Source organism: Priestia sp. FSL P4-0332, from assembly GCF_038005845.1.
GTDB lineage: Bacteria > Bacillota > Bacilli > Bacillales > Bacillaceae_H > Priestia.
Genome location: NZ_JBBOUA010000001.1, coordinates 2,245,906 through 2,259,684 on the forward strand (window position 1 = coordinate 2,245,906; position 13,779 = coordinate 2,259,684).

Here is a 13,779-nt window from a genome sequence, read left to right on the forward strand (position 1 = left end):
AAAGCGGAAAAACTTTTTTCTTTCTTTTAGCTATGATAAAAGAAAGGAGATGGAAATATGAATACTTCATTATCAAAAATACTTATATTATGTGCAGCTGTACTATGGGGAACAACAGGGACTGCCCAAGCTTTAGCATCTGCTGAAGCGCATTCTGTGGCGATTGGAGCCGTGCGATTAGCTGTAGGGGGACTGTCGCTTCTTGCAGCTTGTCTTATTCAAAAAAAGAAAGTGGACGTGGACGTAAGACGCCTTCCTATTCTGCCTCTTACGGTTGCTGCAGCAAGTATGGCCGCTTATCAGCCGCTGTTTTTTTCAGCTGTTATCAAAACGGGTGTTGCAGTAGGAACAATGGTTGCAATTGGGAGTGCGCCGCTTTTGTCAGGAGTGTTAGATTACATAGTGTACAGCAAGAAACCTACAAAAAAATGGCTGCTTGCCACGTTTACGGGTATTCTAGGGTGCTGCTGCTTGTTGTTAAAAAAAGATAGTCAAATCGACGTGATAGGTTTGGGTATGGCGATAGGAGCAGGGGCGTCTTTTGCTTGCTATACGACTGTTAATAAAAAAATTGTTCAGTATGTTGATCCGCAAGTAGGCGCTTCTCTTGTGTTCACAACAGCAGCTGTTCTACTAATCCCATGCTGGTTTATGTATGATATGAGCTGGCTAGTTTCTTTAAATGGAATAGGCATTGCTCTTCACTTAGGAATACTTACGACTGCTCTTGCTTATGTATTATTTTCTACAGCGCTTAAGTCGGTGCATGCGTCTACCGCCGTGACGTTATCGTTAGCAGAGCCCGTTACCGCTTTTTTACTGGGCGTATTTTTGTTGGGGGAATCCCTCACTTTGGTGAACATATGCGGAGCAGCACTAGTGTTTGTTAGCTTAGCGTTTTTAACGTATTCTCCGAAGTCATCGCTAAATCAGGAGGTGCATATATAAAAAAACCCCTTTCTTTAAAGAAAGGGGTTTTTTTATTAAGCGTACATGCCTGCTACTTGTTTTTGTAGGTTGCTGTCTTCTAAATACTCATCGTATGTCATTTGCTTGTCAACTACTCCGTTTGGCGTAATTTCAATTACACGATTCGCAATCGTTTCAACGAACTGATGGTCATGAGATGTGAAAATCATTGAACCTTTGTAGCTGATAAGTCCATTGTTTAGCGCTGTGATTGATTCTAAGTCAAGGTGATTCGTAGGATCGTCTAGTAAAAGAACGTTTGAACCGCTTAGCATCATTTTAGAAAGCATACAGCGAACTTTTTCTCCTCCGGAAAGAACGTTGGCTTTTTTCAACACTTCTTCACCAGAGAATAGCATTCTGCCTAAGAAACCGCGTAAGAAGCTTTCGCTTTGGTCATTAGGTGAATACTGACGCAGCCAGTCTACTAAGTTTAAATCTCCGTTTTCAAAGTACTCGGAGTTGTCTTTTGGGAAAAAGGCTTGAGACGTTGTCACACCCCATTTGTACGTACCGCTGTCTGCTTCCATTTCACCCATTAAAATCTTCATTAATGTTGAATTTGCAAGTTCGTTGCGGCCTACAAGGGCGATTTTGTCATCTTTATTCATAATAAAGCTTACGTTATCAAGCACTTTTACGCCGTCAATTGTTTTTGTTAGACCTTCCACGCGAAGTACGTCATTTCCAATCTCACGTTCCGGCGTGAAGTTCACGTACGGATAGCGACGAGAAGAAGGGCGGATGTCATCTAATGAAATTTTATCAAGCAATTTTTTACGAGACGTTGCTTGTTTTGATTTCGATGCATTTGCGCTAAAGCGAGCGATAAAGGCTTGAAGCTCTTTAATTTTTTCTTCTTTTTTCTTGTTCGCATCTGACGCCATTTTTTGTGCTAATTGACTTGATTCATACCAGAAATCATAGTTACCAACGTAGACTTGGATTTTACTGAAGTCAAGGTCAGCAATGTGCGTACATACTTTGTTTAAGAAGTGACGGTCATGAGATACAACAATGACTGTGTTTTCAAAGTTAATTAAGAACTCTTCTAACCATTGAATTGCTTGAATATCCAAGTTATTCGTAGGCTCATCTAAAAGTAATACATCAGGTTTTCCGAATAAAGCTTGTGCAAGAAGCACTTTTACTTTTTCACTACCCGTTAGTTCAGCCATTTTTTTTGCGTGAAGATCTTCAGAAATACCTAATCCTTTTAAAAGAATAGCTGCTTCTGATTCTGCTTCCCAACCGTTTAATTCAGCAAATTCACCTTCAAGCTCAGCTGCTTTCATTCCATCTTCATCTGTGAAGTCTGCTTTCATATAAATAGCATCTTTTTCTTGCATTACTTCATAAAGGCGAGCGTGCCCCATAATAACGGTTTTCATAACTTCTTGATCTTCATATTCGAAGTGGTTCTGTTTTAAGACAGCAAGGCGTTCGCCAGGGCCCATATGTACATCACCAGTTTGAGATTCAATTTCACCAGATAAAATTTTTAAAAACGTTGATTTTCCAGCACCGTTTGCGCCGATTAATCCATAACAGTTACCAGGCGTGAATTTAATATTCACATCTTCAAATAACTTTCGGTCGCCAAATCGTAAACTTACATTACTAACTGTAATCATGTATGAGCAGTCCTCCAAATTCAATATCTATAAAATTATACCATTCTTTTGAGATAAGAGCGATATGAATACAATATTTCAAACATAAAGTGTAACCGACACTTTAAACACGCGTCAACCATTTAAGGGATTTTTTGAGCGGTAAAACTTGATTATTCTAGCATTCACCAAAACATTGAGCGGCAAACCAGCATGTATAATCCTTCAGTAATCAGCTCTTTTTCATTTTTAAGATGGATGTTGTATTCCTTTGTATAAGAAACAAAAAGAAGAATAATACTACCTGGTAAATAAAAGAATTTTTATAAAGTAAACACTGATATTTTACGGGTGCTTATTTCTAAAATTGGTTTGACATAGACATAGATAGGGTGATTATCATGTGGAAATTAGTTGTTTCCTATCTTCCAGAAGGGCCAGTTTTTATACAAGCAGTTCTGGTTTTTTTCATCCCATATATAATCTACAAATTATTAAGCGGGATTCGTAATTCAGAGGAAGAGTGATGGAAGTGAAAAAATGGAAATCGGCAGTGAAAAAAATAGGTAACCATGCGAACGAGAAGGAAAACAAACAGGAATCTATACATCAAGATTCACCTAATCATGTTACGGATCATTTAGCTTTAACTCTAGAAGTAATTAAAAATGAAATTGGTCATAATTCCGACGTTCATTTTCGTGAGTTTATTATAGGACGCACGGGCATTCAGGCAGCTATTATTTTTGTAGAGGGGCTCTCAGATAAAGATCTTATTGAAAAACATATTTTGTCATCATTGATGGCTGATTTTTCAAAAGAATATCAACAGGATCAGCTTTACGTAAAGGGAAGCCTTTCAAAACAGTGTATTAAAAGCCAAGTATTATCAATTAGTGATGTAGAAGAGGTCCATTCTATTAAAGAAGTAATATCAAAAGTCTTAACAGGATCTACGGCTCTTTTAATTGACGGGTTATCACTTGCCTTAATTCTTGGTACAAGCAAATTAAAAACAAGGACGATTGAAGAGCCCGTATCAGAAGCATTAGTGAGAGGGCCAAGAGTAGGCTTCACTGAATCTTTAAGTGATAATACTTCTTTATTAAGAGGAAGCGGAGATATTGAAAATTTGTCGCTGGTGAAATTTCAAGTAGGAAAGCGTTCCAAAAAAGATTTAATTGTTGCTTACATAAAGGAAATTGTTGATCCAGAACTAGTTGAAGAAGTAGAAAAACGAATTAAAAAAATTGACCTTGATAATGTACCGGAGTCTGGATATGTTGAACAACTCATTGAAGATAATTACCTTAGTCCCTTTCCTCAGGTACAGAATACGGAGCGTCCCGATCGTGTAATTGCTGCTTTGATGGAAGGGAGAGTAGCCATTTTATTAGACGGGACGCCTTTTGCTTTGATTGCTCCCGTTACGTTTAGCATGATGTTACAGTCGCCGGAAGATTATTATGAAAGGTGGATTCCCGGTACATTCATTCGTTTTCTTCGTTATATTGCAGTGGTTCTTTCCCTTTTTACACCGGCTTTGTATATTGCGTTTATTTCATTTCATCCAGGATTAATTCCGACTAAGTTAGCTATTTCTATTATAGGATCAAGATCTGGTGTTCCGTTTCCCGCCCTTATCGAAGCCTTATTTATGGAACTATCGATCGAAATTTTGAGAGAAGCCGGACTCCGGTTGCCGAAACCAATTGGTCCAGCAATGGGCATTGTCGGTGGGTTAATCATTGGAGAAGCTGCGGTGCAGGCAGGAATCGTTAGCCCTATTTTGGTGATTGTAGTGGCGTTAACTGCTATTTCATCGTTTTCTATTCCGCAATATAGTGTAGGAATCACATTGCGTATTCTTCGTTTTGTAGCCATGCTTTGTGCTGCCATACTTGGATTATATGGCGTCATCTTATTTTTTCTTTTTATGATGAGCCATTTAGTGAAACTAAAAAGTTTCGGCGTGCCTTATATGAGTCCAGCTGTTCCTTATCGTTTAAGTGAATGGAAAGACTTGGTAGTCCGTATGCCTCTGATGATGATGAAACGACGTCCAAAGATGATGCACACCAAAGATCCTCTGCGAAAAGGGTAGCTTATGATGAAAGGAAATGGGCCGTTAGAAATGATAAATTCAAAAGATCGTATTACGACGCCTCAAACAACTATTATTATTACCAACTTTATCCTTGGAACAGGGATTCTTACCTTGCCCCGGGCAGCTGCGGAAAAAGTGAAAACACCAGATGTTTGGCTAACTGTTATTTTAGGGGGGATAATCACCATGATAGCAGGGGTAATCATGGTGAAATTAAGTCAACGTTTCCCTGAAAAAACCTTTTATCAATACAGCCAAGAAATTGTAGGGAAATGGATAGGCAAGTTATTTAGTTTCTTCATAATAGGTTATTTTTTAGTACTTGGTGGGTTTCATGCTCGTTCATTGGCAGAAGTAACAGGATATCTATTGCTGGAAGGAACCCCTAAATGGGCTATTATTATGCCCTTTATGTGGGCAAGTCTCTACCTAATCAGAGGAGGGATAAATCCAATTGCTCGTCTATTTGAGATTATATTACCTATTACGGTTATTCTTTTTTTACTTGTTGCCTTTATGAGTATCAAAATATTTGAAGTGGATAATCTGCGCCCGGTACTAGGTTCAGGTATTACGCCGGTGTTAAAAGGGATAAGGACAACAGCTCTTGCGTTTACTGGGCCTGAATTCATGCTTTTAATATTGGCATTTATGAAAGAACCAAACAAAGCAGTAAAAGCTGTACTAGTTGGTACTGCGATTCCTTTGCTTCTTTATGTTATTACCGTCGTGATGGTTATCGGAGCGTTCTCAGTGGGTGGAGTGGTTACGAGAACGTGGCCTACGCTTGATTTGATAAGAAGTTATGAATTAACTGGGTTAATCTTTGAACGCTTTGATTCCTTGTTGCTGGTGGTATGGATTATGCAAATGTTTACTTCTTTTACTGTTAACCATTACGCTGCTTCATTAGGACTGTCTCAGCTTTTCAAAAAAAATATCCATCCATTTATGTATGGTGTGCTTCCGGTTATTTATCTCATTTCCATGGTTCCTAGAAATATCAATGATGTATTTAAATTAGGAGATATGGTTGGCAATGCTGCCCTGATTTTATTTGGCTTTTTACCGGTACTGCTTCTTATCATTTCAAAAATAAAGGGGAAAAAGTATGAGACAAGCCTCTAATCACGTACGGTTCTTCTTATCGGTTTTGCTTTCTGTTTTTTTGCTCGTTCCTCTGGCGGGCTGTTGGAGCAGTCATGAAATTGAAGAACGAAGTTTAGGAGTAGGTATGGCTCTTGATAAAGCTAACAAGTCCATGACTGAAAAAGAATTTGATGAACAAGAAGAGTATCCCAAAAGGAACTTGATTACGTCAACCTACCAACTGATCACCCCGCAAGTGGCAAGTTCAACAACTGTCCAAGGAGGATCTCAGCAGAAGGCTTACGTGAATATGGCTGAAACGGGAGATTCTATTCATCAAATGACCCGTGAATTATCATTGAGAAGAGAGACTTCGATTGCCAGCCAACATCTAAAAGTAATTATTATTGGCGAGGCTCTTGCAAGAACGTATAGCTTAGGAAAATTAGTGAATGAGTTTCTTCGTGATAATGAGATTAGACCAAGCTGTCTTGTACTTATTAGTAAAGGGAGAGCTAGCGACGGGCTAGAATCGAAGACAGCAGGAGAGATCCCGGCATTTCGTTTGGCTGGAATGGTGGAAAATGCCTATCGAACAACAAGAATTTTACCTCCCACTTCGCTCATTAAATTAGAGAGCAATATTGAATCAGGGACTAGTTTTCTATTGCAAAATGTATTATCGGCAAATGGGGAAATCAAATTTGCTGGTGCTGCCATAATTAAAGGGAAAACAAACAAAATGATCGGTTTTTTGAATGAAGAAGAACTAGATGGTCTGACTTGGATCACAGGAAAAGGGAAAGGCGGGCTAGTGAAAAGCTTTGATAAAAAGACCGGTCAGCTGATTGTATACGAAATAGAATCCATGAAAAGTCATATTGAACCTCATGTTAAAGGAAATAGCATCTCCTTCAATGTGCATATTGAATCCGAGGGAAGGCTATCTGAAAATTGGGTGGTCTCAGGAAATCCTTTAGAAAATCAATTTTTACATAAGGTGCAAAAAAACTCAGAAAAAAAAGTGAAGCACCTCGTAAGAAACACGGTAGAAAAAATGCAAAAAGAATATAAAGTCGATGTAGCCGGGTTCGGAAACCAATTGAGAATTAAGAGGCCCAGAGTATGGATGAGGGTTAAAGACAATTGGGATCAAACATTTAGTGAAGTTCCAATTAACTATGATGTAAAATTAATGATTAAAGATTATGGAACGTCAGGATCAAGAAAATGAGTAGCTAAGTACAATTTTGCTTGTTTTGATGTTGAAAATGAAAGAAGCTAAAAGGAAATAGCCTTAGAGCTTGCTAAAAAAATATTTCCCCTAGTAATGAGCTTGAGGGATAAATGAAAAATAAGAGCTGTCCAGAACCGACAGCTCTTATTTGCTATTCAAAAATATAAGCTAATGCTTGAAGAGCCTGTTCTGGCGTTTCGACTACAACCTGCGCTTTGTTTGACAGTTCTTTAAGCGGGTGATGCAGTTTTTCAGGGCGAACCAAAATTAACGGTTTATCTAATGCAATGGCTGTTGCCGCATCCATTGCGCTGTTCCACTGCTTGTATTTTTCGCCAAATAAAGCAATAACCACATCAGATTTTTTAAGGAGCACCTGCGTACGTAAATTATTAATTTGAGAAGCAGCTTCATCTTTTAAGACAGCGTTAGGCTGTTTTCCTAAAATTTCTTCTCCAATGTTGTCGGAGCGGTCATGGTCTGTCATGGGACCGACAAAGGTAAGGGGAAGGTTTAATTGTTCTGCTTGGTTTTTAATTTCGTCCCGCCAATTATCGTGAATTTGCCCGGCAAGGTATACGGTTAAGTTCATTATGTAGAAGTCCTCCTCTAACTAAAGTTTGTTTTATTTTATCAAATGTAAGCGGATAATACGAATGATTTGAATGGGCTACTTTTCCAAAAATAAGGTTATAGTAGACAAATAGCTAAAAAAGAGAAACAATAGAAGGCGTATTGCTAATTAAAGAAAGGATGTACATGATGACAGAAACAGTGCTACAAGTAGATCATGTCAGTAAAGTAATTGGGAAGAAAACCATTTTGCATGATGTATCCTTATCGGTTGAGCGCGGTGAGATTTTCGGATTGCTTGGTCCAAATGGTTCTGGAAAGACAACGCTAATTCGTACCGTCGTAGGACTCATTAAAGAAACAGAGGGCACGATTACCGTTAACGGCTTTCCTTTAAAAGAACAGTTTACATCAGCTATGAAATCAATTGGAGCGATTATTGAAAACCCTGAGTTTTATGATTATCTGACGGGCTATCAAAATTTAAAACACTTTGCGAATATGCATGAAGGGATCACATCAGAACGCTTGGATGAAGTGATTGCTTTAGTAAAGCTTGAAAACAGCATTCATGCAAAAGTGAAGACGTATTCTCTTGGGATGAGACAGCGTTTAGGAGTGGCTCAAGCTATTTTACATAAGCCTGCATTGCTTTTATTAGACGAACCAACAAATGGTCTAGACCCAGCGGGAATGAGAGAATTTCGTACATATTTACAAACGCTTTGCAGGGAAGAAGGAATTTCAATCTTAATCGCGAGCCACTTATTAAAAGAAGTAGAAGCACTATGTGACCGCGTTGGCATTATTCAAGACGGTGAGTTAAAAGCCATTCAAGATCTATCTCCAAATCGTCAAGATCAAGGAATGTACGTAGAATTTGAAGTGTCTGATGCGCAAAAAGCAGCGGATCTTTTATCACAAGAATTTGAAGTAACGATGAGATCACATAGTATCGACGTGGCGATTGTAAAAGAACAAATTCCAGCTGTGAATAAAAAATTAGTGGACAGCAATATTTTAGTCTACCGAATCACTCCTGTGTATGAGACGCTTGAAGATTCGTTTATGTCCGTTACGGAAGGAGAGCACCATGCTTAAGTTAATTCAAAATGAACATATGAAATGGTTTCATAAAAGAAGTACAAAAGTCACGTTTATTACAATCGGTATTTTAACTCTTTGTATGGCTCTTTTAATGAAGAAAGTAGCAAACAGTGCAGGAACAGAAGACAACATTTTGAACTTCCTGTCATTTAGTTCAGGTATGCTCATTCTTGTTCAATTTTTTGCTCTTGCTGTTGGAGGGTCAATGGTTGCAAAAGAGTTTGAAGCAGGTACCATTAAGTTTCTTTTAATTCGTCCTGCTAGACGTTCAACGATTTTAGCATCCAAGTACCTAACCCTCATTTTAATTAGCTTGTATTATTTACTGAGCTATTTGCTTTTTTCGTTTGTATGGGGAGCATTGTTCTTTGGCTTTACCAGTCTAGAAGGAGATGCGCAGCTGCTTAAAAACATTACGCTTACGTATGATAGTGCGTATATGGAAACGTTTATGATGATGACGTTCGCATTCATGCTGTCGTCTTTATTTAGAAACAGCGCGCTTGCTTCAAGTCTAGCTATTGTCGTAAGTATCGGGGCAAAAGCTGTAACAGGACTAGTATCAGAGTTTGGTTTATGGTGGGGGAAATTTTTACTGTTCGCCAACACAAACTTTGTGCAGTATATGGACGGAATGAAGACGATGTTTGACGGCATGACGATTCCATTTTCAATCTTCGTCTTAGTCGCGCATTTTGTCTTCTTTATGGGCGTAGCTTGGGCAGCGTTTTTAAAACGAGACGTAGCTAATTGATGTGAGAATTTTCGCACTATATATTTTTCTGAAATAGCATTTGACAATTAAATAAAAAGAGATTACAGTAGTGAAAGACTATTTTTAAAACAACTATAAACTTCTTATCAAGAGAGACGGAGGGACTGGCCCTATGATGTCTCGGCAACTGGCTGTACGCAGTGCGGTGCCAAATCCAGCAGACGATGTTTCGTTTGGAAGATGAGAAGGGTAATCTTATGATACAAAATAAGAGACCTCTTCTTATCAATAAGAAGAGGTCTTTTTTTATTACGTAAACAAGAGGTGTTAAGAATGGAACAACAAAAAGGAAACGGCTGGGCGCTGTTACCGCTGGGCGTCTTTTTAGTCCTGTTTGTCGGATCAGGAATTATAACGGGAGACTTTTATAAGCTGCCTGTATTAGTAGCCATTATCATTGCAGCCATTGTGGCGCTGGCTATGAACCGCAAAGATTCACTTAATGTAAAAGTGGAGCGTTTTGCTAAAGGAGCAGGACATCCTGATATCATTATTATGGTGCTTATTTTTATTTTAGCAGGTGCTTTTTCTGAAGTCGCTAAAGGCATGGGAGCTGTGGATTCAACGGTAAACTTAGCGCTTTCTGTGCTTCCGCAAAGCTTAGTCGTAGCAGGAATCTTTGTTATTGGCGCATTCATTTCAATTTCGATGGGAACATCAATGGGAACAATTGCTGCGCTGGGACCTATCGCTGTAGGAATCAGTGAGCAAGCGCATGTTTCTGTTACATTGGCAATAGCCGGTGTGATTGGCGGTGCAATGTTTGGTGATAATTTATCTGTTGTCTCTGATACAACCATTGCGGCAGTTCGTACGCAAAAAACAAATATGACAGATAAATTGAAAGTAAACTTTTTTATCGTACTTCCTGCAGCGATTGTTACAGTGATTCTATTGCTTGTAATGACGCTAGGAAACACGTCATCAGTAGAAATTAAAGATTTCAGCTGGTTTAAAATCTTGCCTTATATCGGCGTACTCATTGCTGCAGTATTTGGTGCAAACGTATTAAGCATTTTAACCGGAGGAATTGTGCTAGCCGGCGTGATTGGATTAGCTGACGGAAGCTACACGCTTTCTTCTCTTGCTAAAACTGTGACAGAAGGTATTGGCGGAATGTCAGAGTTAATTATTTTATCTCTGTTAATTGGCGGAATGGTTGAGCTTATTCGCTATAATGGCGGTATTCAGTTCTTATTGAATTTATTAACACGACGCATTCAAACAAAAAAAGGCGGAGAATTCAGCATCGCCGGACTGGTAAGTTTAACTAATTTAGCGACGGCTAATAACACGATTTCAATTATTACAGCAGGTCCGTTAGCAAAAGAAATCTCTGATAAGTATTCAATTGATAATCGTAAATCAGCCAGTCTGCTGGACTTGTTTTCATGCAGCGTTCAAGGGCTTATCCCTTACGGCGCACAAATGCTTCTCGCAGCAGGGTTTGCTAAAGTTTCACCGATTGAGATTATTCCATTTACATTCTATCCAATGTTAACAGCGGTTTGCGGAATCATTGCGATTGTAATTGGATTTCCTCGTTTAAATAAAAAGTCTAAGTCATCTAAAGAAGCTGCGTAATATGAAACCCTTAAAAAGAATGTTCTTTTTAAGGGTTTTTTACTGTTTGAAAAAATCAGTCGGCTTTTCTTCATCTAACTCCTTCCAAAGCGTCTCATTTTGTTTAAGTGCATAAGCCGCTCCTCCAATTTCAATTCCGCATAATAAAATAAATAATAAAATACCCATGAAATGACCTCCTTACGTAAATGAATAAAAACACGATGGTAACGGGTTTAGCTTCTTGCTGTTTCACTTTATAATGAGAATAAAGTATGAAACGCGTTTCAGCGCAAGAGAAAAAGGTGAAAACATGACAAATATCCGAGATATCGCAAAAAAAGCGGGTGTATCTGTTTCGACTGTATCCCGGGTGCTAAATCATCATCCGTATGTAAAAGAAGAGAAACGCCGGCTGGTAGAGCAGGTTATTCACGAACTTAATTATGAACAAAACATTAATGCCGTTCACTTATCAAAAGGGAAAACAAATATGATTGCCGTCGTCTTGCCTTTTATTAATCATCCGTATTTTAGTCTGCTTTTAGAAGGAGTGGCATCTAAAGCGTTAGAAAAGCAGTATCAGCTTGTTATTTGTCAGACGAACTATGATGTGAAAAAAGAAGAAGAAGCGCTTCATATGCTGAAAACAAAGCAAGTTGATGGAGTGATTATTTGTTCTAGAGCAAGCAGCTGGAGCACGATTGAATATTATCAGCAGCACGGGCCGATAGCCGTGTGCGAAAACGTACAGAATCGTTCTATTCGCTCCGTATACGTTGATCATTATGCAGCTTTTAAGCAGGCGCTTATGTATTTAAAAGAAAAAGGATATACGGATATTGGCTACTGTATTGGAAGAATGACGGGTACAAATAGCCTGCAGCGGCAACAAGCATACAAAGAATATGTAGAAAGAATAAATCAGCCTTATCATCCGGAATGGGTTTTTCAAGGCTGTTTGAACGTGACAGATGGTGAAAAAGTGGTGGAAAAACTAGTGCAGATGAAAAATCGGCCTCAGGCGCTTTTAGTAACAAATGATCAAGTAGCTATTGGAATAAAAGCTCAGTGCGAACAAGCGGGTATTTCAGTTCCTGGTGAGTTAGCTATCATTGGTTTTGATAATCATCCGCTTTCTTCTTATTTACAAATAACAACGATAGAACTTCCTCTTAAGGAAATGGGCGAAACGCTTTTTACATTAGTGGGAAGCAAGGTTCCTCAGAAAATTGAGCTCCCTTTTCGGTTTATTGAGCGTAAAAGCGTATGAATTCTTGATGATGCTATGAGGGTTTTTACCGGATAAAATGAGCAAAAGCGGACATCATACGAGTAAAGAAAAAAGAAAAGGATGATGATCGTGGAGAAAAAAGAATATCAAGTGGGAGATCAAGTATTTGTTATTTACCGAAATCCTCATACGGCAAACGTTGCAAATATTAATCAAGCTGAAATTGTTGAACATCCTGAAAACAAAGGTGAAAAGGCGCTGTTTTTACATGAGTCTTATCATTTGTTAGCTGAAGATGATGCCGTGTATTCAACATATGAAGAAGCTGAAAAAATGTATAATAAGATATTTGATTATGAACAATATGACTGACGCAAGGCTCTCTTAAACGGAGAGTCTTTTTTGTTTGAAAAATAATTACCAAGGATAGAGTCGTTTTATTTTTCAAACGCTATTAATATTAGAAAAAAGGAAGTGTACATGATGATAAAACCTTTTGTACCTCAATTAGTATATATTGAGCCAGGGGCAATGGAGTACCCGCTTGGTGTTCAATTAAAAGAAAAATTTGAGAAGATGGGAATTGAGATTCGTCAAACAACTTCTCATAATCAAGTGCGTAATATACCGGGAAAAAATGATTTGCAAAAATATCGCAATGCCAAGTCGACTTTAGTAGTTGGCGTGCGTAAAACATTGAAATTTGATACATCTAAACCGTCAGCTGAATATGCAATACCGTTTGCAACAGGGTGTATGGGGCACTGTCACTATTGTTATTTGCAGACAACAATGGGAAGCAAACCATATATTCGCACGTACGTGAATGTTGAAGAAATATTAGGTCAAGCAGAGCAATATATGCAGGAGAGAGCCCCTCAAATAACGCGATTTGAAGCGGCTTGTACATCTGATATCGTAGGAATTGACCATTTGACACATTCATTAAAGCGCGCGATTGAATATTTTGGGGAAAGTGAACTAGGTCAACTGCGCTTTGTGACTAAATTTCATCACGTGGATCATTTATTGGATGCTAAACATAATGGTCGCACGCGCTTCCGCTTTAGCATAAATGCAGATTATGTTATAAAAAACTTTGAACCTGGTACATCTCCTCTTGATTACCGGATTGAAGCTGCTAATAAAGTTGCAAAAGCCGGATATCCACTTGGCTTTATTGTGGCGCCTATTTACATTCATGAAGGTTGGCAAGAGGGATACCGTCAGTTGTTTGAAAAGCTTGACGCCTCTATACCTGAGGAGTCAAGAGATGATATTACGTTTGAAATGATTCAGCATCGCTTTACCAAGCCGGCCAAGCGGGTAATCGAGAAAAATTATCCGAAAACAAAGCTTGAGATGAATGAAGAGGAGCGCCGCTACAAATGGGGGCGTTACGGAATTGGAAAATATGTATACGCAAAAGATGAAGAACAAGAATTAAGAGAGACGTTGGAATATTACATTGATCAGTATTTTCCGAATGCAAAAATCGAATACTTTACGTAA

13 protein-coding genes and 1 riboswitch are annotated in these 13,779 nt (G+C 38.5%); of the genes, 10 read left to right on the forward strand and 3 right to left on the reverse strand.

Going from position 1 to position 13,779, the window contains the following annotated elements:
* Positions 1-57 precede the first annotated feature (57 nt).
* The gene (locus MKY06_RS11345) at positions 58-948 is read left to right on the forward strand and encodes a DMT family transporter (protein ID WP_098196446.1); all 891 of its coding nucleotides are present in this window, start codon (positions 58-60) and stop codon (positions 946-948) included.
* A 35-nt stretch (positions 949-983) separates the two neighbouring features.
* On the opposite strand, the gene MKY06_RS11350 is transcribed toward MKY06_RS11345, so the two are convergent.
* Positions 984-2,603, reverse strand: a complete 1,620-nt coding sequence (locus MKY06_RS11350) for an ABC-F family ATP-binding cassette domain-containing protein (protein ID WP_013056918.1) — start codon at positions 2,601-2,603, stop codon at positions 984-986.
* Between the two features lie 505 nt (positions 2,604-3,108).
* Here MKY06_RS11350 and MKY06_RS11355 point away from each other — a divergent pair.
* Genes MKY06_RS11355 through MKY06_RS11365 form a run of 3 tightly spaced genes read left to right on the forward strand, consistent with a single transcriptional unit; the run spans position 3,109 to position 7,012 of the window.
* A complete protein-coding gene (locus tag MKY06_RS11355; protein ID WP_098278075.1) occupies positions 3,109-4,686 on the forward strand; it encodes a spore germination protein in 1,578 nt (525 codons plus the stop codon).
* 3 nt (positions 4,687-4,689) lie between these two features.
* Positions 4,690-5,817, forward strand: a complete 1,128-nt coding sequence (locus MKY06_RS11360; RefSeq protein WP_098278074.1) for a spore germination protein — start codon at positions 4,690-4,692, stop codon at positions 5,815-5,817.
* Complete coding sequence (locus MKY06_RS11365; protein ID WP_064471641.1) at positions 5,801-7,012, forward strand: Ger(x)C family spore germination protein; 1,212 nt, start codon at positions 5,801-5,803, stop codon at positions 7,010-7,012. Before MKY06_RS11360 ends, MKY06_RS11365 begins: the two co-directional genes overlap by 17 nt.
* A gap of 154 nt (positions 7,013-7,166) precedes the next feature.
* Here the strand turns inward: MKY06_RS11365 and MKY06_RS11370 are convergent, their stop codons facing one another.
* Positions 7,167-7,607 (reverse strand): YtoQ family protein, encoded by a 441-nt coding sequence (locus MKY06_RS11370; RefSeq protein ID WP_025752263.1) that lies wholly within the window; start codon positions 7,605-7,607, stop codon positions 7,167-7,169.
* Positions 7,608-7,777: 170 nt separating this feature from the next.
* On the opposite strand from MKY06_RS11370, the gene MKY06_RS11375 reads away from it, so the two are divergent.
* From MKY06_RS11375 to MKY06_RS11385, 3 genes are all read left to right on the forward strand, one after another.
* Positions 7,778-8,689 (forward strand): ABC transporter ATP-binding protein, encoded by a 912-nt coding sequence (locus tag MKY06_RS11375; RefSeq protein ID WP_029321592.1) that lies wholly within the window; start codon positions 7,778-7,780, stop codon positions 8,687-8,689.
* Complete coding sequence (locus MKY06_RS11380; RefSeq protein ID WP_289914142.1) at positions 8,682-9,449, forward strand: ABC transporter permease; 768 nt, start codon at positions 8,682-8,684, stop codon at positions 9,447-9,449. The genes MKY06_RS11375 and MKY06_RS11380 overlap by 8 nt, the downstream gene beginning before the upstream one ends.
* Positions 9,450-9,550: 101 nt before the next feature.
* Positions 9,551-9,657: riboswitch (SAM riboswitch) on the forward strand.
* Between the two features lie 86 nt (positions 9,658-9,743).
* Positions 9,744-11,054, forward strand: coding sequence for a Na+/H+ antiporter NhaC family protein (locus MKY06_RS11385; RefSeq protein WP_013056925.1), 1,311 nt, complete (start codon positions 9,744-9,746; stop codon positions 11,052-11,054).
* A 39-nt stretch (positions 11,055-11,093) separates the two neighbouring features.
* Here the strand turns inward: MKY06_RS11385 and MKY06_RS11390 are convergent, their stop codons facing one another.
* Positions 11,094-11,222 carry a hypothetical protein gene (locus tag MKY06_RS11390; protein WP_255256027.1) on the reverse strand — a complete coding sequence of 43 codons (129 nt, stop codon included), beginning with the start codon at positions 11,220-11,222 and terminating at the stop codon, positions 11,094-11,096.
* A gap of 124 nt (positions 11,223-11,346) precedes the next feature.
* On the opposite strand from MKY06_RS11390, the gene MKY06_RS11395 reads away from it, so the two are divergent.
* The 3 genes from MKY06_RS11395 (at position 11,347) to splB (ending at position 13,779) form a co-directional block, all read left to right on the forward strand.
* Positions 11,347-12,306, forward strand: coding sequence for a LacI family DNA-binding transcriptional regulator (locus tag MKY06_RS11395; protein ID WP_013056927.1), 960 nt, complete (start codon positions 11,347-11,349; stop codon positions 12,304-12,306).
* Positions 12,307-12,390: 84 nt separating this feature from the next.
* A complete protein-coding gene (locus MKY06_RS11400) occupies positions 12,391-12,639 on the forward strand; it encodes a transcriptional regulator SplA domain-containing protein (RefSeq protein WP_016764006.1) in 249 nt (82 codons plus the stop codon).
* A 111-nt stretch (positions 12,640-12,750) separates the two neighbouring features.
* Positions 12,751-13,779: a spore photoproduct lyase gene (splB, locus tag MKY06_RS11405; protein WP_025752275.1), complete on the forward strand. Its 1,029-nt coding sequence runs from the start codon at positions 12,751-12,753 to the stop codon at positions 13,777-13,779.